The organism is Amycolatopsis sp. NPDC088138 (assembly GCF_044741685.1).
GTDB lineage: Bacteria > Actinomycetota > Actinomycetes > Mycobacteriales > Pseudonocardiaceae > Amycolatopsis.
This window is the reverse complement of the sequence record NZ_JBIUTB010000006.1, coordinates 72,327-96,214: the sequence shown is the minus strand read 5'-3', so window position 1 is coordinate 96,214 and position 23,888 is coordinate 72,327. Positions and strand designations below refer to the sequence as shown.

The window sequence follows — 23,888 nt, the reverse complement described above, 5'->3', positions numbered from 1 at the left end:
CCGTGGTCCCCATCCCTATCCCGCCGGCGTTTCCGGCACCCCGGACGGCATCCGGGCGAAGTCGGTCTTTCGCGGGCGCAGGCTCAATTTCCGTCACGGTGCCGCTGGGTCTCGACCGCCTCGTACAACGACCTGATGTTCGAACTGCCGAACGTGCTCGCGCCCGCCCGCTCGATGATCTCCAGGAAGATCGTGTTCCGCGGGTGCACCGACTTCGCGAAGATCTGGTAGAGCTGACCGTCGTGGTCCTCGTCGAGCAGGATGTTCTGCGCGCGAAGGTCCTCGACGCTGTGCCGGTCCGGCTGCACGCGCTCGGCCAGCCGGGTGTAGTAGGCGTCCGGAGTGGACAGCAGCTCGATGCCGCGCTCCCCGAGCTGCCCCACCGTGGCGAGGATGTCGTCGGTGCGCAGCGCCATGTGCTGCACGCCCGGGCCGCCGTGGTCCTTCCGGAAGCCGTCCACCTGACCGGCCTCCATCGAGGCGTCGGCCTCGATCAGGGTCAGCGTGACCGCCCGCGACTTGCTCTGCACGACCTTGATGAACATGGCCTGGTCACCGGTCACGATGCGCTCGGCGAGCGTGAGATCGAAGTCGAGGGCCTGCTGGTAGAACCGGACGGTGTCGTCGATCTGGCCGGCCTCGACGACGACCGCGAAGTGATCGACGTTGAGCAGTCCGGTGCCGGCACCGGCGCCCGGCCCGGGTGCCGCGACCAGGTCGTGCGACTCGTACGCGGCCGAGCCGGCAGGCCGCTGCACGAACGTGTGCGTCACGTCGCCGAACCCGATGATCGACGCGGTCACCACGCCGTTCCGCTCGGCGGGCGCCGCGACCGGGCGCGCCCCACCGCGCACCGCCTTTTCGAACGCGCCGGCGGCGTCCGGCACCCGCAGGCCGATGTTGGCGACCCCGTCACCGTGCCGCTCGACGTACGCGGCCACCGGGTGATCCTGCTCGACCGGCTCGGTCAGCACCAGATCGACGTCCCCCTGCCCGACCACGACCGACCGAACCTGGCCCGGCGCGTCCCCGGAGGTCGCACGCACCGCGCAGCCGTAACCGTCCACAAGCCACTTGACGCTTGTCTCGATGTCCGCAACATAGAACTCGACATAATCAACGGTCATGTTTTCGGATACCTGCGCTCGCGCTATCATCATCCAACCTCCAGGCGCTGCCACCGACATTGACCTACGACACTCCCCACTGACGTTGACATCCGGCGCACGCACGCACATCTTGCCGATTGCCGAGTAGCGAGCACCGAAGAAGACGCGGCGTCCACGGCACGCTGAAATGCTGTGGCAGACCCCAATGCCTGACGGGAGAATTCCGTGAGCGAATTGAGCTGGACACCGCCCGAGGTCGCCGAGTTCTACGACGGCTCGAGCCCGATGGCCGACAAGTACTACTCCGGCTATCAGCACCTGGGCTACTGGTACGACGACCGCGACGAAGCCACGCTTGAAGAGGCCTCCCAGCGCCTCACCCGCAAGATCGTCGACACCCTCGGCCTGCGTCGCGGCGAGCACCTGCTCGACGCCGGGTGCGGCCTCGGCGCACCGGCGATCCACATCGCGGGCGAGTACGGCGCCCGGGTCACCGGCATCACGATCAGCCCGGTCGAAGCCGCTCGCGCCCAGGCGCGGGCCGACGAGAGCGGCGTGTCCGACCTGGTGCGGTTCGAGGTCGGCGACTACCACGGCCTGTCCCACCCGGAGAACCACTTCGACGCCATCGTCGCGATCGAGTCGCTCTTCAACGCCTTCGACCTCGGGAAGGCGCTGCTGGAGTTCCACCGCGTGCTCCGGCCCGGCGGGTGCGTCGCCTTCTCCGAGATGATCAAGACGTCGACGGCCTCCCAGGCGAAGAAGCCGTTCCCCCAGGCCCGCGAGCCCATGACGGCCGAGGCCTGGGTGCAGGAGTTCGAGACCGCGGGTTTCGTGGTCGAGGAGCAGGTCCAGTGCGGCCGCCGCGTCTACGTGAACAGCGGCAGGCGTTACCTCGAGCACCACGACGAGATGAGCGGCCGCCTCAGCGAGGAGTTCGGCGCGGAGCTGACCGCCGACATCCGGCAGGGCATGCAGAACGGGTTCCACCTGGGCCCGGAGGACGTGAGCTACCTGATCCTCTGCGCCAGGAAGAAGTAGTACCCCGCGCGAGCACGGCGGATGGCAACGAGATGCGCGACAACCCCTTGCGCACCAAGGACTTCTCCGACATGGCCGGGTGCGTTCCGCGCACCCGGCCGTCGCTGTTCCCGGCGGCACGTTCCCTGCGGAGTTGCGCCGAGAGGTGGAGGCGCGCCGAGGTCGTTCGTTAGCGTTGACCCATGGGATCACCAGTCGACGACCTGCGGGCGGTTCTGCCCGCCGACCGGGTGCTCACCGACCCGGACCTGCTCACCGCCCACCGCCGTGACGAGGCCGACCTCTGCGACGCCGGCACGCCGCTCGCCGTGCTGCGCCCGCGGGACACCGCGGAGGTCGCCGCCGCCGTCCGGGTGGCCGCCGCGCACGGGGTGCCCGTCGTCCCCCAGGGGGCGCGGACCGGGCTCGCCGGCGCGGCCAACGCGGTCGACGGTGCCCTGGTCGTGTCGCTGACCGGGTTGAACCGCATCCTCGAGATCGACCCGGCGGAGCGGATCGCCGTCGTGCAGCCGGGCGTGGTCAACGCCGAGCTGCGCCGGGCCGCCGCCAAGGAGGGCCTCGCCTACCCGCCGGACCCGGGCTCCTGGGAGACCTCGACGATCGGCGGCAACGTCTCGACCGACGCGGGCGGGATGTGCTGCGTCAAGTACGGCGTCACCGGCGAGTACGTGCTCGGCATGGAGGTCGTGCTCGCCGACGGCGAGATCCTGCGCTGCGGCCGGCGGACCGTGAAGGGCGTCGCCGGCTACGACCTGACGCGGCTGTTCGTCGGCGCGGAGGGCACCCTCGGGATCATCACCGAGATCACCGTCCGGCTCCGGCCCGCGCCCCACGAGACCCGGACCCTGGTGGCGGTGTACCCGACGGTGGCGGCCGCCGGGCAGGCCGTGTCCTCGGTGACGGCCGCCGGCCACGTGCCGAGCATGCTGGAGCTGCTCGACCGCACGCACTTGCGGGCGATCGAGGCGTACCGGCCGATGGGCCTGGACACCGGGGCCGCGGCGATGCTGCTGATCGCCACCGACACCGGCGATCGCGCCGGCGCCGACCTCGACCGGATCGCCGAGTGCTGCCGCGAGGCCGGCGCGAGCGAGCTGTACGTCGCGGGCGACGCGGTCGAGGCCGAGGCACTGACCGCCGCCCGCCGGCTCGCCCACCCGGCGATGGAACAGCTTGCGGTGCAGGCGTTCCCGGAGGGGCGCGGCAGTCTCATCGTGGACGACGTCGCGGTGCCGCGGTCGCGGATCGTCGACCTCGTGACCGGCGTCGAGGAGATCGCCGCCCGCCACGGCGTCCTCGTCGGCGTGGTCGGGCACGCCGGTGACGGCAACCTCCACCCGGTCATCGTGGTGGACCGCGCCGATCCGTCCAGTGTGGAGCGTGGGCGGCTGGTGTTCGACGAGATCATGCGGCTGGGCCTGGACCTCGGCGGCACCTGCACCGGCGAGCACGGCGTCGGCCTGCTCAAGCGGGACTGGCTGGCCCGCGAGCTCGGCCCGGTCGGCCTGCGGGTGCACCGGGCGCTCAAGACCGCGCTCGACCCGGCCGGGATCCTCAACCCCGGCAAGGTGATCGCGCCGGACTGACCGCACACGAGGAGACGGCGCCGCCCGCCGCGCTTGGGAGCATCGGGAGCGAGAACGCTCACGCGGACGGAGACGCGATGCTGGTGGATGGCCGAAGTCCCGCGGTGGCCGTCATCGCCGGGACGCCGTACGACTCCGGGCTCGGCGCCGAGCTGTTGCGCGGGGCGGGGCTGCCCGCGCGGCCGCACGCCATGGCGGTGTCGCCGGACGAGCAGGACGCGTTGCAGTACCAGGATCCCGCCGGGCTGGCGGCCGCGTTCCACCGGTGCCTGGCCGAGCTGCGCGCCGGCGGCACCGACCTGGCGATGCTGTTCTGCAACTCGCTGTCCGCGGTGGTCGACCACGACGACGCGGCCCTGCCGGTGATCTCGCCGGTCACCGTGTACCGCGAGCTGCTGCCGAAGCTGGGCTCGTCGCTGGTCGTCACCGGGAACGCGCAGGCCGTCCTCGGGGTCGAGCGCACCGCGTGGCGGACCGCGCCCGGTCACCGGATGCTCGGTGTGTCGGATCCCGCGCTGGTGCGCGGGATCGAGGCCGGTGACCCCGAAGCGGCCTTCGCCGCCTCACACCTGCCGACCACGCTGCGCCTCGCCGAACGACTCGGGCTCGACGCCGTCGTCCTCGCCTGCACGCACTTCACGACCGTCCTGCCGTTCGTCACCGCCGCCTGCGACCTGCCCGTCTTCGACGTCGGCAGCCGCCTCGTCGAGCTGACCACGCTGGCCGCCACCGGATCGGAGAACCATGCTTGAACTGCCCCGCGCCGACCTGCACGTCTCGGTCTCCGACCCGGTGGCGACGTCGATGAACTTCCTCAACGAGGTCGCCGGCCGCTACCCCGGCGCGATCTCGCTGGCCGCGGGCAGGCCCTACGACGGCTTCTACTCGGCCGGCGACGTCGGCCGGTACCAGCAGTCCTATGTGGACCACCTGCGCAGCCGCGGGCTGGGCGAGGAGCAGGTACGCGGGCTGCTGCTGCAGTACGGGCGCACCAACGGCCAGCTCGGCGAACTCATCGCCCGGATGCTCGAGGTCGACGAGGGCATCACCGTGCCGGCGGACGCGGTGATGGTCACCTCGGGCTGCCAGGAGGCCATGGTCATCACCCTGCGCGCGCTGTGCCCGGGTCCGGACGACGTCGTCCTCACCGTCGAGCCCTGCTACGTGGGGCTGACCGGCGCGGCCCGGATCCTCGGTGTGGAGGCGGTGCCCGTGCCCGAGGCGGCCGGCGGGGTCGACCCGGAGACCGTCGCCGAGGTCGCGCGGCGGGTCCGGGCGGCGGGCAAGCGGCCGCGCGCGCTCTACGTCGTGCCGAACTTCTCGAACCCGTCGGGTGTTTCGCTGCCGCTGGCGACGCGTCACCGGCTGCTCGAGGTCGCGGCCGAGCAGGACCTGCTGCTGCTCGAGGACGACCCGTACGGCCTGTTCGGCCTGGACGACGAGCCGCGCCCGACGCTGAAGTCGCTGGACACCGAAGGCCGCGTGATCTACCTCGGCTCGTTCGCGAAGTCGTGCTTCCCCGGCGCCCGCGTCGGCTTCCTCGTCGCCGACCAGACCGTGGTCGACGAGGAAGGCCGGCGCACCCTGCTCGCCGACGAGATGTCGGCGGTCAAGAGCATGCTGACGGTGAACACCTCGCCGATCTCGCAGGCCGTCATCGGCGGTGTGCTCGTCGAGTCGGACTGCAGCCTGCGCACCGCGAACCGTGACAAGATCGAGTTCTACCGGAACAACCTGCGCACCCTGCTTTCCGCGCTGGAGACGCACTTCCCGCAGCCGGACCGCGACGCGCGGGGCATCCGGTGGAACGTGCCGAGCGGTGGTTTCTTCGCGGTCGTGGACGTGCCGTTCCAGGCCGACGAGAAGCTGCTCGAACTCTCGGCGGAGCAGTTCGGGGTCCTGTGGACCCCGATGAGCTTCTTCTACTCCGATGGCGGCCACCGCGCGATCCGGCTGTCCTGCAGCTACCTCGAAGCGGAGCAGATCGCGGAAGGCGTGCGGCGGCTGGCCCGGCTCGTCACCGAGAACGCCTGAGGCGCCGCCACCCGCCGGCTACGGCTACTTCGCGACCCGGTAGTGCATCCGGAAGGTCTCAGGGCCCTTCGACGTGCTGACGAGCTCGAGCTCCTGCTGGCCGTCGAGGTGGTCGAACAACCGGATTCCCGAGCCGAGCAGGACCGGCACGACGTGCAACGACACGACGTCGACCAGACCCGCCTTGAGACTCTGCTGGATGACGTCGGCGCCACCCATCACCGCCACCGCGCGGCCGTCGGCGATCTCCTGCGCCTTGGCCATCGCGGCTTCGATGCCCTCGGAAACGAACACGAACCTCGACCACTCGCCGGTCTCGACCTTTTCCGGAACGTCGTGCGAAAGGATGACGTAAGGAGCCGGGATCGGCGGATTTCCATCCCATCCCTTCGACAGGTCGAACGTGCGCCGGCCGGCGACGACCGCGCCGAACTCGTCGGCTTTGAACAGTTCCCGTGCCTCGTCGGTGTACCCGTCCTCGGAGCTCTCGTCCGCGAGCGCCCACCGGTGAAGGCGCGTCACATCATCATCCGGCGTGGCGATGAAACCGTCCAAGGACACCGTGATATCGACAACAACGTCTCCCAAGACTCCGCGTCCTTTCGCATCGAATACCGCACTGATCGCGTTCGCTCAGAGGGTAATGGGAAACCGGCACGCCACACCTTCGAGGATGCCGTTCCGAAGGAAAACAACCGTATTCCGGCGGCCGCTCAAGCGGCGTTCGGCCTGCGGGCGGCCTCGGCCAGTGCCGTCAGGTCGCCGGCCACGTCGGCCAGGGACGGCTGGGTTTCGATCTCGGCGGCGATTCCCGCCGCGGCCTGCCGGAACGCCTGCTGCCCGAGCAGTTCCGCGCACCGGTCCGCCACCGTACCCGGGTCGACCTCACCCGGTGGCAGGCGCAGGCCGGCACCCGCCGCCACCACCGCCGCGGCGTTGTCCAGCTGGTCGTCGAACACCGGCAGCACCAGCTGCGGCTTTCCCGCACCGAGTGCCGTCAGCGCGGTGCCCTGGCCACCGTGGTGGATGGCGACGTCGCAGGCGCGGAGCACGTGCGAAAGGGGCATCCGGCCGACGTGGGTGGCCACGGCAGGCAACGGGGGCCAGCCGGCGGCGACCGCGTCCTCGACCGCCACCACCACGTCCACGTCGAGCCGGGCGAGCGCGTGCAGCATCGGGATGACGATCTCCGACATCCCGTCGAGGCCGAGCCGGGGCAGCACGGTGCCGAGCGTGAGGCAGATCCGCGGCCGGCTCCTCGGCTGCCACACCCAGCCGGGCACCCGGGCCTGGCCGTCGTAGGGCACGTTGCGCATCCTGCGCTGGGTGACGGCGTGTGCCTGGCGCATGCTGGGCGGCCACGGATTGAGCACCGTGGCGGGCCGCGGCACCGCCGGCATGCCGAGCCGGGCGAGGTGCGGCCCGAGCTCGTCCTCCGCCGCGGCGCGGTACTCACCCAGCAGCGGAATCCCCCACTGCAGCTCGACCGAAGGCACCCCGGACACCGAGGCGGCCACCGGACCGGCCGCCTCCGCCCGCTCGCTGAGCACCAGGTCCGGCCGCCACGACTCCACGATGGACAGCAGGCCGGGCAGGTTGCGTGCCGCGTTGCGGCCGAACACCCGTCCGTTGCCGTACCGCCGCGCCGCCAGTTCCTCCGTCGCGCCCTCGGCCGCGAACCCCGCGAAGTCCGCCGCGGGTCCACATGAGACGGACGGGAGCCCGGCGCGCAGCACCTCGGGGACGAAGTCGTCCGCGACCGCCACCAGCACCTCGTGGCCGAGCCCGCGGAAGGTCCACGCCAGCGGGACGAGCGGGTAGAAATGCCCGCACAGGGCCACCGACGTGAACAGTATCCGCATCCGTGTCTCCCCCGTCCGGTGCCGGCACGAAGCCATTGTCCCGCGTCGGACCCTAGCGTCCGGCCGCGTGCCGGCACCTCTCCGCGGCTGCTGCGTTCTCGCAACGCCGGAGATGCGGCCGTCCCGCCGCGGCGGGATGGTCGGGTGACGTGCAGGAAACCCCCTCTTGACAGGAGGACATGGTGACCGACGCCCGCACGACGCGAATTCCGGCGTGAATGCCGGCGCGCCGCCTGCCGCGGACATCTTCGAAGCCGCGCACCCGATCCTTCCGATCGGCCGAACAGCGCATTCCAGAAGATGGCGCGAACCGGAGCTCTCCACGAGAATGGACGCGCTCCGTCGCACAAGCGGCATCCGAAGCGGGCATCCGGCAGAGCACTGAACCAACGCAGTGGTCGTTGACGAGAGGACAAGAAACGTGACTGGCGCACAGGCTCCGCCGCTGGCTGGACGGCGGGAATGGATTGGGCTTGCGGTGCTCGCGCTGCCCACCATGTTGACGATGCTCGACAATGGTGTGCTGTACCTGGCCGTACCCAAGCTGAGCGAAGACCTCCACGCGAGCGGTATGGAACAGCTGTGGATCACGGACATCTACGGCTTCCTGATCGCGGGCTTCCTCGTCACCATGGGGACACTGGGTGACCGGATCGGCAGGCGCCGGTTGCTGCTCATCGGTGCCGCGGCGTTCGGGATCCTGTCCATCGTCGCGGCCTACTCGCAGAACACCGAGATGCTCATCATCGCCCGGGCTCTGATGGGCGTCGCGGGAGCGACGATCATGCCATCGACACTGGCGCTGATCATGAACATGTTCCCGAACCCCAAGCAGATGATGGCGGCGATCGGGGTGTGGTCCACCTCGATGATGGCCGGCCTGGCGCTGGGCCCGGTGATCGGTGGCGCCCTGCTCAACTCCTTCTGGTGGGGCTCGGTGTTCCTGATCGGCGTGCCGGTCATGATCCTGTTGCTGGTGGCCGGTCCGGGGCTGCTGCCGGAATCCAAGAACCCGCACGCGGGACGCGTGGACCTCTTCAGCGTCGCGCTGTCGCTGGCGGCGATCCTGCCGTTCATCTACGGCCTGAAGGAGCTGGCCCGGTCCGGCTTCGGCGTCTGGCCGGTCGTCGCGGTGGTCGCCGGCGTGGTCTTCGGCGTCGTGTTCGTCCTGCGCCAGCGCGGGCTCGCCAGCCCGCTGCTCGACATCCGGCTGTTCGCGATCCCCGCGGTGAGCGGCGCGCTGATCCTGAGCCTGCTGGTCTCGTCGGTCCAGGGCGGCTCGGCCTTCCTGCTCACCCAGCACATGCAGCTGGTCGACAGCCTGTCCCCGCTGGCGGCCGGGTTGTGGATGCTGGTGCCGTCGTTCGCGCTGGTGGTCGGCATCCAGATCGTGACGAACCTGTCGGCGAAGATCCGGCCGGCCTTCATCCTGATGGGTGGCACGATCATCGCCGCCATCGGCATGGTGGTGCTCACGCAGCTCAGCGTCGGCGGGATCGGCACCCTGATCATCGGGCTGAGCATCGTGTTCTTCGGGGTGAGCCCGGCCGGCCCGCTGATCAGCCAGCTGGTGATGCGGGCGTCACCGCCGGAGCGGGCGGGCTCGGCGGCCTCGCTGGCCTCCACCGGCGGTGAGCTCGGTGTGGCACTGGGCATCGCGACGCTCGGCAGCCTCGCCGCGGCCGTGTACCAGTCCAAGGTCACCGTGCCGGCGAACGTCCCGGCGGATGTGGCAGGCCAGGCGCACGAGAGCATCGCGGGCGCGTTCGTCGCGTCCGCGAAGGTTCCCGGCGATGTGGCGAACACCCTGCTGACCAGCGCCCGGGACGTGTTCAACTCGTCGGTCTCGCTGACGGCGACGGTCTGCGCGGTCGCGTTCCTCGCACTGGCCGTGCTGACGTACGCCACGCTGCGGTCGATCGCGCCGCTGGGCGGGCACGGCGGCGGCGAGGCGCCGCCGGAAGAGGTGCCCGCGGGCGAGCAGGGCGACCAGGTGTCGAGCCCCGCGGTCTGATCCCGGCACCACCGCACAACGACGAGTGGCCCCACCGTTCGGTGGGGCCACTCGTCGTTTCCGGCTCGTCGCCGGGCTCGTTTTCCGCCTTGCCGGAAGCGCTTTCCCGTCGGTGGATCGCATGAAAGGAGGCGAGCGGGCACATGCCGGCGGTACACGATGGACGGCAGGTGTGTCGCATCCGGATGCGACTTCGGTGAACCCAGCGGAGGAATCATGGCGGACAGTCGCAAGGTCACGATCTCTGAAGCCGACTACTTGCGGATCCTGGTCCACGGCACCACCGCGTTCGAGTTGCTGCGCACCGCGCTGGAGTTCGAGCTGTTCGAGAAGCTCGACACCGCGGGTGGCCTGGACGTGGACGAGACGGCGGCGGCACTCGGCATCGAGCGGCAGCCGGCGCGGATCCTCCTGCTCGGGCTCGCCTCGTTGCTGCTGCTCGAGAAGAGCGGTGACAAGTACGTCAACAGCAAGATGGTCGAGCGCAAGCTCCTGCGCGAGGGCGAGCGGTTCCTCGGCCCGCTCGTCGACATCCAGGCGAAGATCATCAACGCCACGATGGTCGACTTCGCGGAAGCCCTGCGGCAGAACACGAACGTCGGCCTGCGCCGGCTCGAGGGCCCGGGCGACACGCTCTACGAGCGTCTCACCGCGACCCCGGACCTGCAGAAGGTGTTCTACGACAACATGGGTGACGCCTCGCGGCGGGCGTTCGAGCAGATCCTCGAGAAGTACGACTTCTCCCACATCCGCCACGCCATCGACATCGCCGGCGGCGACGGCGCCAACTCCGTGGAGCTGGCCAAGCGCTACCCCGAGCTCGAGGTGACGGTGATGGACCAGGAGAGCGTGACGCGCCTGGCCGCCGACCGGATCGAGGACCCGGACGTCCGCAAGCGCGTGCACTTCCACCCGGGCGACATCCTCCACGACCGCTACCCCGAGGGCGCGGACGCGATCTTCGTGTTCCACATCTTCGAAATCTGGTCCCTGGAGCGCAACACCGCGCTGCTGCGCCGGTGCTACGACGCGCTGCCCGAGGGCGGGACGTGCCTGGTCTACAACTGGGTCAGCAACGAGGAGGGCACCGGGTCGATGGCCGCCGGGCTGGTCTCGCCCTACTTCCTCACGCTCGCCTCCGGCGAGGGCATGACCTACACCCCCGGTGACATGGAGCGCGCCGCGCTCGACGCCGGTTTCTCCCGCGTCGACCTGCACCAGGACATGGGCTTCAGCCACGCGCTCGTCGTCGCCCACAAGGACGCGCCAGGCCAGGTGGGTCGATGACCGAGCGGCTCGAGCAGTCCCGGGACACCCCGGAGCCGATCGCCATCGTCGGGATGGCCTGCCGCTTCGCCGGCGGCGTCGACTCTCCGGAGAAGTTCTGGCGCCTGCTCCGCGACGGCCGGGACGCGATCGGCGAGGTCCCGGAAGAGCGCTGGGCGTGGTACGCGCGGCAGAGCGGCGGGCACGCGGCCGCTCTGCGCGACGTCACCAAGTCCGGCGCCTTCCTGGACGACATCAAGGGTTTCGACGCGGACTTCTTCGACCTGACCCCGCGTGAAGCCGCGCTGATGGACCCGCAGCAGCGCATCGTGCTGGAACTGGCCTGGGAGGCGCTGGAGCACGCGGGCATCCCGCCGCGCTCGCTCGCCGGCACCGACACCGGTGTCTTCATGGGCGTCGGCGCCGACGACTACGGCCGCCGGCTCCTGGAGGACCTGCCGCGGATCGAGGCGTGGACCGGCATCGGCAGCTCGTTCTGCGCGGTGGCCAACCGGGTCTCCTACGCGCTGGACCTGCGCGGGCCGAGTGCCGTGGTGGACACGGCGTGCTCGTCTTCGCTGGTGTCGATCCACCTGGCGGCCCAGGCCCTGCGCGCCGGGGAGTGCCCGGTGGCGCTGGCCGGCGGCGTGCTGATCATGGCCGCGCCCGGACTCTCGCTCGTCCTGGACGCGGCCGGGGCCACCTCCCCCGACGGGCGCTGCAAGTCGTTCGACGCCACCGCCGACGGGTACGGCCGCGGCGAGGGCGGCGGCATCGTCGTGCTCAAGCGGCTTTCCGACGCCGAGCGCGACGGTGACCAGGTGCTCGCGGTGCTGCGCGGCAGCGCCGTGCACCAGGACGGCCGGACGAACGGCATCATGGCCCCGAGCGGTGACGCGCAGGCGCACCTGATGCGCCGCGCGTACGAGGCCGCGGGGATCGACCCGGCGACCGTCGGCTACGTCGAGGCGCACGGCACCGGGACCCGCGCGGGCGACCCGCTCGAGGCCGCGGCGATGGCGTCGGTGTTCGGCAAGGGCCGTCCCGTCGACGAGCCCTGCCTGATCGGCTCGGTCAAGCCCAACATCGGCCACCTCGAGGCGGGGGCCGGTGTCGCCGGCGTCATCAAGGCCGTGCTGGCCCTGCAGCACGCCGAGATCCCGCCCAGCCTGAACTGCACCGAGCCCAACCCGGCCATCCCCTGGGAAGAAGCGCGCCTGCGCGTCGTGACCGGCAAGACCCCGTTCCCGGAGTCGGCCGGACCGCGCCGGGCCGGAGTGTCCGGGTACGGCTACGGCGGCACGATCGCGCACGTCATCCTGGAGGAGGCGGGCACCCAGGACGCTCTGCCGTCCACAGAGGACTGCGGGCCCGCCCTGTTCCCGTTGTCCGGCGCCAGTCCCGAAGCGCTGCGGAAGAACGCGGGCCGGCTCGTCGGCTGGCTGACCGGGCACCGCGACGTCGACCTGACCGACGTCGGGCACACCCTCGCCGTGCGCCGGCCGCACCTGCCGCACCGGGCCACGGTGTTCGCCGCGGACCGCACCGACCTGGTCAACCGGCTCGGCGAGGTCGCCGTCTCGGGTCCGGACTCGGTCGCCGGCCCGGCCGCGGCCGCCGGTGTCGTCTGGGTGTTCTCCGGCCACGGCTCGCAGTGGATCGGGATGGGCCGGGAGCTGCTGGACACCGATCCCGTCTTCACCGAGGTGTTCGACCGGCTGGAACCGATCTTCGTGGACGAGCTGGGCGTGTCCCCGCGGGCCACCGTGCGCTCCGACGCGCGGCAGCCGGTCGACGTGATCCAGCCGATGATCTTCGCGATGCAGGTGGCCCTGGCCGAGACCTGGCGCGCGCGGGGCCTGCGCCCGGCCGCGGTGATCGGGCACTCGGTCGGCGAGATCGCCGCCGCGGTCACCGCCGGCGTGTTCTCGCTGGAGGACGGTGCCAGGCTGGCCTGCCGCCGCTCGGTGCTGCTGCGCCGGGTCGCGGGCCAGGGCGGCATGGTCATGGTGGCGCTGCCGCCCGAGGACGCCGAAACCCGGCTCGCCGGGCGCACCGACCTCGCCGTCGCGGTCGCCGCGGCGACGACGTCGACCGTGGTTTCCGGTGACGTCACGGCGATCCAGGAGTTCGCCGACCAGCTGCGGGCCGAAGGCACGGGCGGGCGGCTGGTCGACTCGGACGTCGCCTTCCACAGCGCGCACATGGACCCGCTGCTCGACGAGCTGGCCGCGGCCGCGGGCGACCTCGAACCCCGGCCGGCCGTGCTCCCGCTCTACAGCACCGCGCTGACCGACCCGCGTGCGGAGACCACGCGCGACGGCGCGTACTGGGCCGCCAACCTGCGCAACCAGGTGCGGTTCGTCCAGGCGCTGACCGCCGCGCTGCAGGACGGCTACCGGCTGTTCCTCGAGGTGTCGCCGCACCCGGTGGTCGAGCACTCGATCAACGAGACGTTCGACGGGCTCGGCATCACCGACGGGTTCGTCACCCACACCCTGCGGCGGGCCAAGCCGGAACGCGAAACGATGCTGACCAACCTCGGCCAGCTCTACGGCAACGGCGCGGAGGTCGACTGGCGGGCCCTGTGGCCCGGCGGCGGCGTCGCCGACCTGCCGACGTACGCGTGGCAGCACAAGCCGCACTGGGCCGAGGAGCCCGAGGCGCCGACGTCGGTGTCCGAGCACCACGACGTCGCCGGTCACACGCTGCTCGGCGGGCGGACCGTCGTGCGCGGCACGACCCCCGCGCACGTCTGGGCGACCCGGCTCGACCGCGATTCGCGGCCCTACCCCGGCAGCCACCCGGTGCGGAACGTGGAGATCATCCCCGCGGCCGTCCTGCTGAACACCTTCGCCACGGCGGCGGCCTCCGTCGGCCCGTGGTCGGACCTGGCCGAGGTGTCCCTGCGCGTCCCGGTGAGTGTCTCCAGCTCGCGTGACCTGCAGGTGGTGCTGCAGGACGGGGCGATCCGGCTGTCCAGCAGGCTGACCCGCAAGGGCGCGTCCGCGGAGGAGAGCGCCGGCGGTGCCGACAGCGGCTGGGCCACCCACACCACGGCCACGATCGAGCCGCGCACCGACTCGGCCGCCGAGGCACCCGCGGAGGCCGCCGAACGGCTCCCGGCCGGGTTCGTCATCGACCGGCTGGCCTCCCTCGGCGTCGCCGCCATGGGCTTCCCGTGGGTCGTCGAAGAGATCCACCGCGGCGAGGGCACGCTCGTGGCCACCGTCCAGGCCGAGCCCGAACCCGGGACCCTGCGCAACACCTGGGCCTCGGTGCTCGACGCGGCCCTCTCGACCGCGTCGGTCGTGTTCACCGGGCCGCCGATCCTGCGCATGCCCGCGCACATCCAGCGGGTCTCGCTCGGCGACACCCCGCCCGCGCGGGCCACGATCACCGTGCGGCAGACCGGCGACCTCACCGTCGACGTCGAGATCACCGGCCCGGACGGCGTCCTGGCCGGCCGGCTGGCCGGGCTGCGCTACGGCGTGCTGGACGGCGCGCCGTCCGCCGACTCGGGCACCGGCGTCAACCCGCGCGAGCTGGTCCACCCGCTCGGCTGGCAGCCCGCGGACCGGACCGAACCGGCGGAACGCCGGGCGGCCGTGCTGGTCGGGCCGGACAGCGCGCTGATCGGCCGGCTCACCGAGCGGCTCGCCGGCGCGGCGGTGCCGTTCCGGGTCGTCGCCGACCCGGACGAGCTGACCGAAGACGAACTGTCCGGCGGGCACGACGTCCTCGTCGTGCCCGGCCGGGCCCGGCCGGGGACGGCGGGTGCGGCGGCCACCGGGACGTCGTGGCTGCTCGCCGCCACCGCCCAGCGGCTGGCCTCGGGCCAGTCCCGGTTGTGGTGCGTCACGCAGGGCGTGCGGCACGGCGTGGACGAAGCCGCGCTGGCGCACGCCTCCGCGTGGGGCGTCGGGCGGATCATCGGCGGCGAGCACCCCGAGATCTGGGGCGGCGTCGTCGACGTCGGCGACTCGCCCGAGGACGTCCCGGCGCTACTCGACGTGCTGCGGACCGTCCGCGGCGAGGACGTCGTCGCGATCCACGACGGCGAGCCGCTGGTCCCCCGCCTGCTGGCCCTCGACGGCGAGCCGTCGGGACGCCTGCGCGGCTGCCAGCCGGACGGCACCTACCTGGTCACCGGCGGGCTCGGCGTGCTCGGCCTGCGGGTCGCGCAGTGGCTGGCCGACCGGGGAGCGCGGCGCATCGTGCTCGCCGGCCGCCACGGGCTGCCGCCGCGGGACACCTGGGACACCGAGACCGACCCGGAGACGGTGGCGCGGCTCGAGGCCGTGCGCTCGCTGGAGCGGCTCGGGGTCACCGTCGTCGCGGTCGCGGTGGACATCGCCGACCACGACGAGGCCGCGCGCCTGCTCTCGCCGGCCGCGCTCGGGCTGCCGCCGTTCCGCGGTGTCGTGCACGCGGCCGGGGTGCTGGACAACCGCGCGCTGCGCACCCTCGACGAGGAGTCGCTGCGCACGGTGCTGCGTCCCAAGGTGGACGGCGGGCTGACCCTGCACAAGCTGTTCCCGCCGGGCAGCGTGGACTTCTTCGCGCTGTTCTCCTCCAGCGGCTACCTGCTCGGGCTGCCGGGCCAGGCCAGCTACGCGGCGGCCAACGCGTTCCTCGACGCGCTCGCCGCGCACCGGCGCGCCGCCGGTGACCGCGGGGCGACCAGCTTCGGCTGGACGTCGTGGCGTGGCCTCGGCATGTCCACCTCGTCGGCGATCATCGACGTCGAGCTGGCCGCCCGCGGCACCGCGGACATCGCCCTCGCCGACGCGTTCGCCGCGTGGGAGGTGGTCGAGCAGCACGACCTCGGGTACGCGGCCGTGCTGCGCACGGTCCCGCTGGGGCCGGGTGACCTCCGGCTGCCCGTGCTCTCGGCGCTGCCCGAGGACACGACGCCGGACTCCGGCGGCGAGCCGGAGCAGGACGAGCCGTGGGCCGGGCTGACCGGTCCGGAGCTGGTGGCCGTGCTGACCGGCGAGATCCGCGCCCAGGTTTCGGCGGAGACGCAGCTGCCGGCCGCCGAGGTCGACCCGCGCCGTCCGCTGGTCGAGATGGGCCTGGACTCGGTGATGACCGTGCGGATCCGGCGCGGCCTCGAGCGGCGGTTCGGCCTGCAGCTCCCGTCGACCCTCTTCTGGGACCGGCCGACCGTCGAGGCGGTGGTCGAGCTGCTCGCCGAGCGGCTCACCCCGGCGGAACTGGAGCAGGCGGCGTGAGCGGATCCGGCGACGACATCCTCGAGCGGGTGGTGCCGTGGCCCGCGGACCTGGGGTACGCCTACCGCGCGGCCGGCTGCTGGCGCGGCCGCCCGCTCGGGTCGTACCTTTGGGACTGGGCGCGGCGCCGTCCGGACCGGGTGGCCATTGTGGACGGTGCGGTCCGGCTCACCTACCGCGAACTGGCCGAGCGGGCCGACGGCCTGGCCGCCGGGCTCGCGGAAAGCGGGCTGGGCCGCGGCGACACGGTCCTCGTGCAGCTGCCGAACCAGTGGGAGTTCGTGGTCGTCACGCTCGCCTGCTTCCGGCTGGGGGTGGCGCCGGTGATGATGCTGCCGCCGCACCGCGAGCACGAGCTGGCCTCCATCGGCGCGCACGTGCGGGCGAAGGCCCTGATCGTGCCGGACACCCTGAAGGGCTACGACCACCAGGACCTCGCGGAGCGGGTCGCGGCGACGCTGCCCGGGCCGGCGCGGGTGCTGGTGGTCGGCGACGAGGTGCGGGCGGGCAACGTCGACGTCCGGGGCCTGATCAAGCAGTCCGGCGATCCGGAGGCACGCCGGCAGTGGCTGGACGAGCACGCGCCGGCCGCCTCCGACGTCGCGGTGTTCCTGCTCTCCGGCGGGACGACGGGCGTGCCCAAGGTGATCGGCCGCACCCACGACGACTACGAGTACAACATCCGCCGGTGCGCGTCCGCGTGCGGGTTCGACCCGGACACCGTGTACCTGACGGTGCTCCCGGCCGGGCACAACTTCCCGCTCGCCAACCCGGGCATCCTGGGCGCGCTGCACGCCGGCGGCCGGGCCGTCCTGCTGCCGTCCCCGCGCCCGGAGCCGGTGTTCGAGGCGATCGAGGCGGAGGGCGTCACCGTGACGTCGGCCGTCCCGGCGGTCGTGCTCAAGTGGATGGAAGCGGCGGCGGCGAGCACCCGGGACCTCGGCAGCCTGCGGCACGTGCACGTCGGCGGGTCGGTGCTCGCGCCGGAGGTCGCCGCCCGCATCGGGCCGGCGCTGGGCTGCCGGGTGCAGCAGGTGTACGGGATGGCGGAGGGCCTGGTCTGCTACACCGCCCCGGACGCCGCCGACGAGGAGGCGCACGGCACGCAGGGCCGGCCGATCAGCCCGTTCGACGAGCTGCTCCTGGTCGACCCGGACGGCGAGCCGGTGGCCCCCGGCGAGGTGGGCGAACTGCTCACCCGCGGCCCGTACACCCCGCGCGGCTACTTCGGCGTGCCGGAGGTCAACCGGCAGTCGTTCACCCCGGACGGCTGGTTCCGCACGGGCGACCTGGTGCGCCTCACGCCGGCGGGCAACGTGGTCGTGTGCGGCCGCGTGAAGGACCTGATCAACCGCGGCGGCGAGAAGATCTCCGCCGCCGAGGTCGAAACCCTGGCCCAGGAGCTGCCCGCGGTGGCGGAGGCCGCCGCGGTGGCCATGCCCGACCCGGCGCTGGGCGAGCGGGTCTGCCTGTTCGCCCGCCTGCACGCGGGCCACACGCTGACTCTCGAGGAACTGTGCGCCACGCTCACCGCCCGCGGCTTGGCGGCGTTCAAGCTACCGGAGCGCTTGGTGGTGCTGGACGCCTTCCCGCACACGGCGGTCGGCAAGGCGGACAAGAAGGTCCTGCGCACAATGGTGTGAGAGCAGGGAGATACGGGCCCGGCGCTGCAGCGCCGGGCCCGTTTTCGTGGTGCGGCACGGCGAGCAGGCTTCCGTGCCCCACCTCCGTGAAGGCCACCTTGAGGGACTCTGAGTCCCTCAAGGTGGCCTTCACGGACAACGCCGCGCAACGACAGCGGCGCCCCGGCCGAAGCCGGTGCGCCGCGGTGGGTTCGGACGTCAGCGGGTGCGGTGGTGGGCCGCGAGGACCTCCAGCGTCGGGACGATGTCGTTCGGGCCCGGGGTGGCCAGCCACTCGTCGTGCAGGGCTCGGGCGCCCTCGCGGTAGGACGGGTTCTCCACGACCTGCTGTACCAGCTTGCGGATCTCCTCGACCGTCTGGGTCTTGTGGTTCAGCCGCTCTCCCGCGCCCCGGTCGATGACGAACGAGGACACCCAGGTGGCCTCGACCTTCTTGTCCGGCATCGCGTACTCGACACTGCCGTCTTCCCCGACGGTGACCACGACGCGGGCCGCCTCACCGGTGTCGAAGATCAGCTGCGGCACCTCGGCCCCGGTCGCCGCGGCGAGGGTGCCGACACCGCCGTGGTGGATCACCGCGGAGCAGGTCGCCAGCAGCTGCGGCAACGCGATGTAGTGCACCGCACGCACGTTGGCGGGCAGCGGCGGGAGGCCGGCCAGCTGGCCTTCGCTCAGCGTCGCGACCACCTCGATGTCCAGGTCCGCCACCGCCTCCATCAGCATGGTCAGCCGGCTCACCTCGGGGTTCATGTCGAAGGTGAGCGCGTTCTCGAGCCGATCGGCCTCGTCCCGCACGTGCGAGCCGGTGAACGCCTGCCGGGTGGACACCCCGAGCGAGACCGCGACCCGGGGCCGCTCCGGCGCGGTGTAGGCCCAGGCGGGCAGCTCGGCCGAGCCGGCGAAGGGCACGTAGCGGACCGGGACCGTCTTGGCGCTCGTCGGCATCCGCAGGCCGGGTGACACCGCGTCCAGCGAGAAGTGCCCGTACAGCAGGTCGTCGCCCATCTCGACGCCCAGGCGCTCGGCCACCGGCGCGATCATCGCCCCGAGCGGGTTCTCCTCGAGGCCGGCGTCGAGCACCTGCTGCCGGTAGGCGGCGAGCCGGTCGAGGCTCCACGCGTAGATGTCCGGGCCGAGCAGGAACCGGGCCTGCGCCGCGCCGCACGCCTTCGCCGCGATGGCGGCGATCGGGAACGTCGGGTCGTAGATCACCAGGTCCGGCTGCCACGTGCGGGCGAACTCCACGAGGTGGGCGGCCTCCGGCCGGTCGTCGCGCAGGTAGTCGCCGCACGGCAGCAGCATGTACTGGAAGAACACGTCCCACGCGTCCCGCTCGTGCGGCTCGATGGCGAGCGCCTTCGCGTAGCGGTCGATCTCGTCGGTGCCGCTCGGCAGCCCGGCGTCCGGCAGGAAGCGGGCCTCGATCGCGTCCGGGTCACCGAGCGGCACCGGGATCAGGCCGGCGGCCGAGATCGTGCTCGAGAGGCCGTGGAAGGACGCGACGCGCACGTCGTGACCCGCGCTCTGCAGCCCCCACGCGGTGGTGACGAGCGGTAACAGGTGCGCGTGCGCCGGGTAGCAGGCAAACAGGACGCGCATGGGAATCTCCTTCTGGTGGCGGGTTTGCCCGGCTCGCCGGGGGCAGGCTCCATCTCAGCGCCCGCCCGCGACGCGACGCATCTCCGCTAGTGCGGGTTCACTTCAACGGCGGACGGTGAGCAGGGCGGACAGGGCATCGGCGAACTCCCCCGGCTGGGTCACGAACCCGACGTGCCCGCCGGGGAAGTGGGTGATCGGGACACCGATGCGGGCCGAGAGCACCCGGTTCGGCTGGTACGGGAAGTCGTCGCGGGAGGTGTCGCCGCCGCCCAGGACGAGCTGGCCGGCGACCGCCCGCAGCGCCTCGACGTCCGGGACGACCGCCGGGTAGTCGCGCACCTCCCGTTCGAACCACTGCGTGTGGTTCGAACGGATGCGCGCCAGCATGTCGGCCAGCTCGTCCGGCGGGAGCTGCGCGTCGTCCGGGGGTTTCGTCGTGCCCCGCATGCCCATCCGCTCGCGGAAGATCCCCATCGCGACCACCGGGCCGGCGTCCTGGTAGGTCGCGTAGAGGTTCGCGTAGAACGCCAGCCACTCCTCGGCGTCCGGCAGCACCGAGGCCAGCGGCGGCTCGTGCACGACCGACGTGGCGACGCACCGGGGGTGCCGCGCGAGCAGCTCCAGGGCCACGATCGCGCCCGAGCTGCCGCCCAGCACGTCCGCCCGGCCGCCCGCCGCGTGCTCGATGAGCGCACGCGCGTCCTCGACGTCGGCCCCCACCCGGTCCGTGCCGTCGTCGGGGGCGTCGAGCGGGCTGCGCGAATAGGCCCGCTTGTCGTAGGTGATCACGGTGTGCCGGTCGGCCAGGGCCTCCGCCAGCGGGGTGTACGGGCCGCCGTCACCGTTGCCGGTCGGGATCAGCAGCAGCGCCGGGCCGGTGCCGCGCACCTCGAAGTACAGGCTCGCGCCCGGCACGCGCAACCGGTCACACGTCGCACTCAACCGTCGCCCCCATCGTGGATGATCCGGTGGTCCCCACGAGTGTCCCCGGCGGGCGCCGCGCGCCGCATCTCCTCGTGAGCCCAGTCCGGCGTGTCCACTTCGGACGGTCAGGGGACGTCGGTGACCCGCTGCACCGGCCACCACCGGGTCACCACCACCAGCACCGCCGCTTCCCCGTCGCAGCCGCGGATCGCCGCCGCCCCCGTCCGGGCGAAGGCCAGCACCGAACCCGGGCCGAACCGGGCGGTGGCGCCGTCCGGGGCCGTCACCTCGATGACCCCGCGCTCGACCACGATCAGCCCGCCGGGCCACTCCGCACCGTCGAGGACGCGCGGCGGGTCCGGCGGGACGACGACCTCCTCGCGGTGGAAGCTCGCCGACAGCGCCCCGTCGAGCAGGGGAAGCGGGCCGTGCTCATCGTCCGGCATCTCTTGCGCCCACTGACAACAACGGCGGCAGGCCGAAGGCGGGGAACACGTCCGGCTGGAACGTGGTGATCTCCGCGACCCTCCCGTCCGCGACGCCCAGCACGTCGAGCGAGTGCGCGCGGAACTCGTCGTCCCCGGGCCGGCACACGTACTTCGCGCACGCGGGCTGCCGGTTGGCCCGGGTCGGCACCAGCCGGAACGCGCCGTACCGGCCTTCGCCGAGCGTCTCACCGGCGAAGGCCACGATGGTCTCCCGGCCGTCGTAGAGCACCGGGAGCGGCGGCATCGTCAGCCGCGCGTCGGCGCAGAGCAGCTCGGTGATCGCGTCCAGGTCGACCTTTTCGTGGGCGGCCATGTACTGCTGCAGCAGCGCGCGTTCCGCCTCGGTCGGGTCGGTGTCCGGCGCCCACTCCATGCGCCGCGCCGGCAGGTGCTCCTTGAGCGCGGCGCGGGCCCGCTGCAGCCCGCTGTTGGCCGACGGGACGGACATCCCCAGCAGCTCGGCCGTGTCCTTGGCCGGCCAGCCCAGCACGTCGCGCATCACCAGCACGGCGCGCTGCCGCGGCGGCAGGTACTGGATGGCGGTGAGGAACGCGAGCTCGATCGTCTCCTTGTCGACCACGGCCGCCTGCGGGTCGCCCTCGCTCGAGCTCACCGCGTCCAGCAGCCGGTCGGGCACCGGCTGGAGCCACGGCAGCTCGCTCGGCGACGTCGCCGCCTCGGCGCCGGGACCGAGGTCGTGCGGCACCGGCTGGCGCGCGCGCCGGTCGAGGTGGTCGAGGCACGCGTTGGTCGCGATGCGGTACAGCCAGGAGCGGAACGCCGAGCGGCGCTCGAACGTGGTCCGCTTGTTCCACGCCCGGAGGAACGTCTCCTGCACCATGTCCTCGGCGTCGTCGAACGAGCCGAGCATCCGGTAGCAGTGCACCTGCAGGGCCGCCCGGTAGCGTTCGACGAACCCGCCGAAGGCCTCACGGTCGCCCGCCAGGGCGGCGGCGACCAGGGTGTGGTCCTCCTCGTCCAGCCGAGTTCCCGGTGTGCTCATGAAATCCTCCGTGCTCGAACCAGGTGAACGACTTGGGCGGCGCCTGCACGACGATACGGCGCCCGGGACCGCAATTCGGCCGTCATCCCCCGTGCGGAGCGGTTTCCGCGCCGACTGAGCACGTTCGGAGAACCGGCCTCCGGGCGGTCGTCCCGCCGACGGCGGCGGCGACGGGACGACCGCCCCGGTGCCCTCAGCGCTTGAACCGGTTCACCAGGTCCGCGGTGCGCCCGCGGCGGCCCCAGGCGATCACGGCCGCGACCACGAACAGCACGACGGTGATCGTGGTGTCGGTGTGCAGGACGAAGACGTTCGTGATCGTCGCGCCGATCGACAGCGCCGCCAGGCCGAGCCCGGCCAGGCCGCTCAGCGCCGGGATCAGCAGGCCCACCGCGCCCGCCAGCTCCAGCAGGCCGGTCACCACCCGGAACCACTGGCCGGCGCCGATCTCGGCGAACATGTCGACCATCTGCGGGTTGCCGGTGACCTTGGCGATGCCGGCCAGGACGAACTCCGCCGCCACGGCGATCTGCAGCACCCACAGCACGATGTTCCACACCTTGCCCGGACGCTGGGCCGTCTCGGCCGGGGCCCGGCGCGTGGCGAGCTTCTGTTCGGTCATCGTGGTCTCCTCGTCTCCGTCGTCCGGCGTGTTCGCCAGCCTCTACCCAGTACGACGGCCGGGATGGGAAAAAATCATCGGTGATCGCCCCGGAAACCTCGAAAGATCCGCCCAGCGGGACAAAATGCCTGGTCAGCGGCCTGACCTGGCCGCAAAAAAGGGCCGCCACCGGATTCCTCCGGTGACGGCCCCGCGTGCTTTCGTGCCTCAGATCACCTCGACCTCGGGCACGTAGCGGATCCACTTCCCGCCGCCGTCGCGGAACGCCTGCTCCTTCGCCATGATCTCCTCGGCGTGGTTCCAGGCGAACAGCAGCGCGTAGTCCGGGTACGGGCCGGCGAAGTCGGCGGGCGGCCGGACCGGCAGGTGCGAGCCGGGCAGCAGGCGGCCCTGCTTGCCGGGTGTCGAGTCGCAGACAAACGGCACCAGGTCGGTGCCGATCCCGCAGTAGGTGGTGACCGTCGAGCTCTTGCCGGGGGCGCCGTAGCCGACGATCGTCTTGCCGTCCGCGCGCAGCTGCCGCAGCAGCGTGACCAGGTCGTCGCGGATGCGCGCGACGTTGCGGCCGAACTCCGCGAGGGTGGCCGGCTCGTTGAGCTTGCTCGACTCCTCCTCGGCCAGCAGCTCCGCCAGCCGCGCGGACGGCACCCGCGCACCCGGGCGGGCGATCGTGTAGCGCACTTCGCCGCCGTGCATGGCGATGCGCTCCGCGTCGACCAGCTCGAACCCGAACGTCTTCGCCATCGCCTGCACCGAGGCGGCGCTGAAGTAGTAGACGTGCTCGTCGTAGATCTGGTCGAACGCCATGCCGTTGACGATCGTGGCGAGGTAGGGCTCCTCGAACACGAACACCCCGCCCGGGGTGAGCAGCGTCTCCAGGCCGCGGAACACCGAGTCGATGTGCGCGATGTGGCAGATCGTGTTGGCGCCGAAGACGACGTCGGCCGGGCCGTGCTCGGCGTGCACCCGGGCCGCGCAGTCCTCGTCGAAGAAGGCGGACAGCACCTGGATGCCCTTCTCCCGCGCGATGTCCGCGACGTTGCCGGACGGCTCCACGCCGAGGTGGCGGACACCGGCGGCGGCGATGGTGCCGAGCATGACGCCGTCGTTGCAGCCGATCTCGACGATGAACGGGTCCGGGCCGGTCAGCTCCGCCTCGAGGAAGTGCCGCGCGTCGGCCGCGAAGTGCTCGCGGTGGCTCACCGAGCCGGACGCGTGGTAGCGGTAGCCCGCGTGGTAGCGGAACTCCTGCGGCACCACGGTGACCAGCTGCACCAGGCCGCAGCCCTCGCAGGCGCCGACCGCGAGCCGGAACCGGAACTCCGCGGACACCTCCTCGGGCAGCAGGAAGCCGTTGGCCGTCGGCTGGTCGCCCAGGTCGACGAATTCGCTCACCGCGCCGTCGCACACCCGGCAAGTGGTAGTTTCCATAACTCCCTCACTGTCCTGTCGCGACCGCC

Annotated in this window: 17 protein-coding genes; 8 read left to right on the top strand and 9 right to left on the bottom strand. The window is 72.2% G+C overall.

From position 1 onward, the window contains the following. Positions 1–83: 83 nt before the first annotated feature. Positions 84–1,127 carry a 4-hydroxyphenylpyruvate dioxygenase gene (gene hppD / locus ACIOD2_RS32040; RefSeq protein WP_400546438.1) on the bottom strand — a complete coding sequence of 348 codons (1,044 nt, stop codon included), beginning with the start codon at positions 1,125–1,127 and terminating at the stop codon, positions 84–86. Between the two features lie 207 nt (positions 1,128–1,334). On the opposite strand from hppD, the gene ACIOD2_RS32035 reads away from it, so the two are divergent. The 4 genes from ACIOD2_RS32035 to ACIOD2_RS32020 all read left to right on the top strand — a co-directional run bounded on the left by ACIOD2_RS32035 (position 1,335) and on the right by ACIOD2_RS32020 (position 5,770). Beyond that, positions 1,335–2,150: an SAM-dependent methyltransferase gene (locus ACIOD2_RS32035; RefSeq protein ID WP_400546435.1), complete on the top strand. Its 816-nt coding sequence runs from the start codon at positions 1,335–1,337 to the stop codon at positions 2,148–2,150. Between the two features lie 182 nt (positions 2,151–2,332). Next, positions 2,333–3,736: an FAD-binding oxidoreductase gene (locus ACIOD2_RS32030; RefSeq protein WP_400546432.1), complete on the top strand. Its 1,404-nt coding sequence runs from the start codon at positions 2,333–2,335 to the stop codon at positions 3,734–3,736. 77 nt (positions 3,737–3,813) lie between these two features. Continuing rightward, positions 3,814–4,488, top strand: coding sequence for a glutamate racemase (locus ACIOD2_RS32025; protein ID WP_400546429.1), 675 nt, complete (start codon positions 3,814–3,816; stop codon positions 4,486–4,488). Further along, the gene (locus ACIOD2_RS32020) at positions 4,481–5,770 is read left to right on the top strand and encodes a PLP-dependent aminotransferase family protein (protein ID WP_400546426.1); all 1,290 of its coding nucleotides are present in this window, start codon (positions 4,481–4,483) and stop codon (positions 5,768–5,770) included. The genes ACIOD2_RS32025 and ACIOD2_RS32020 overlap by 8 nt, the downstream gene beginning before the upstream one ends. A 24-nt stretch (positions 5,771–5,794) precedes the next feature. On the opposite strand, the gene ACIOD2_RS32015 is transcribed toward ACIOD2_RS32020, so the two are convergent. Both ACIOD2_RS32015 and ACIOD2_RS32010 read right to left on the bottom strand, forming a co-directional pair. Next, complete coding sequence (locus ACIOD2_RS32015; protein ID WP_400546423.1) at positions 5,795–6,358, bottom strand: dihydrofolate reductase family protein; 564 nt, start codon at positions 6,356–6,358, stop codon at positions 5,795–5,797. Positions 6,359–6,483: 125 nt separating this feature from the next. Next, complete coding sequence (locus ACIOD2_RS32010; protein ID WP_400546420.1) at positions 6,484–7,632, bottom strand: nucleotide disphospho-sugar-binding domain-containing protein; 1,149 nt, start codon at positions 7,630–7,632, stop codon at positions 6,484–6,486. A 505-nt stretch (positions 7,633–8,137) separates the two neighbouring features. Here ACIOD2_RS32010 and ACIOD2_RS32005 point away from each other — a divergent pair. From ACIOD2_RS32005 to ACIOD2_RS31990, 4 genes are all read left to right on the top strand, one after another. Then, positions 8,138–9,646, top strand: a complete 1,509-nt coding sequence (locus ACIOD2_RS32005; protein WP_400546417.1) for an MFS transporter — start codon at positions 8,138–8,140, stop codon at positions 9,644–9,646. Positions 9,647–9,862: 216 nt separating this feature from the next. Next, on the top strand, positions 9,863–10,933 hold the full coding sequence (locus ACIOD2_RS32000) for a methyltransferase (RefSeq protein ID WP_400546414.1): 1,071 nt from the start codon (positions 9,863–9,865) through the stop codon (positions 10,931–10,933). Beyond that, positions 10,930–16,149, top strand: coding sequence for a type I polyketide synthase (locus tag ACIOD2_RS31995; protein WP_400546411.1), 5,220 nt, complete (start codon positions 10,930–10,932; stop codon positions 16,147–16,149). Before ACIOD2_RS32000 ends, ACIOD2_RS31995 begins: the two co-directional genes overlap by 4 nt. Continuing rightward, a complete protein-coding gene (locus ACIOD2_RS31990) occupies positions 16,146–17,792 on the top strand; it encodes a (2,3-dihydroxybenzoyl)adenylate synthase (protein ID WP_400546408.1) in 1,647 nt (548 codons plus the stop codon). The genes ACIOD2_RS31995 and ACIOD2_RS31990 overlap by 4 nt, the downstream gene beginning before the upstream one ends. 198 nt (positions 17,793–17,990) lie before the next feature. On the opposite strand, the gene ACIOD2_RS31985 is transcribed toward ACIOD2_RS31990, so the two are convergent. The 6 genes from ACIOD2_RS31985 to ACIOD2_RS31960 form a co-directional block, all read right to left on the bottom strand. After that, positions 17,991–19,391, bottom strand: a complete 1,401-nt coding sequence (locus ACIOD2_RS31985) for a nucleotide disphospho-sugar-binding domain-containing protein (RefSeq protein WP_400546405.1) — start codon at positions 19,389–19,391, stop codon at positions 17,991–17,993. 102 nt (positions 19,392–19,493) lie between these two features. Beyond that, complete coding sequence (locus ACIOD2_RS31980; protein WP_400546402.1) at positions 19,494–20,333, bottom strand: alpha/beta fold hydrolase; 840 nt, start codon at positions 20,331–20,333, stop codon at positions 19,494–19,496. 107 nt (positions 20,334–20,440) lie between these two features. Beyond that, entirely contained in the window at positions 20,441–20,761 is a 321-nt protein-coding gene (locus ACIOD2_RS31975) for a hypothetical protein (RefSeq protein ID WP_400546399.1), read from the bottom strand. Then, positions 20,748–21,806, bottom strand: coding sequence for an RNA polymerase subunit sigma-70 (locus ACIOD2_RS31970; protein WP_400546396.1), 1,059 nt, complete (start codon positions 21,804–21,806; stop codon positions 20,748–20,750). The genes ACIOD2_RS31975 and ACIOD2_RS31970 overlap by 14 nt, the downstream gene beginning before the upstream one ends. Before the next feature lie 193 nt (positions 21,807–21,999). After that, entirely contained in the window at positions 22,000–22,428 is a 429-nt protein-coding gene (locus tag ACIOD2_RS31965) for a DoxX family protein (RefSeq protein WP_400546394.1), read from the bottom strand. A 207-nt stretch (positions 22,429–22,635) separates the two neighbouring features. Next, positions 22,636–23,859, bottom strand: coding sequence for a methyltransferase domain-containing protein (locus ACIOD2_RS31960; protein ID WP_400546391.1), 1,224 nt, complete (start codon positions 23,857–23,859; stop codon positions 22,636–22,638). Between the last annotated feature and the right edge of the window lie 29 nt (positions 23,860–23,888).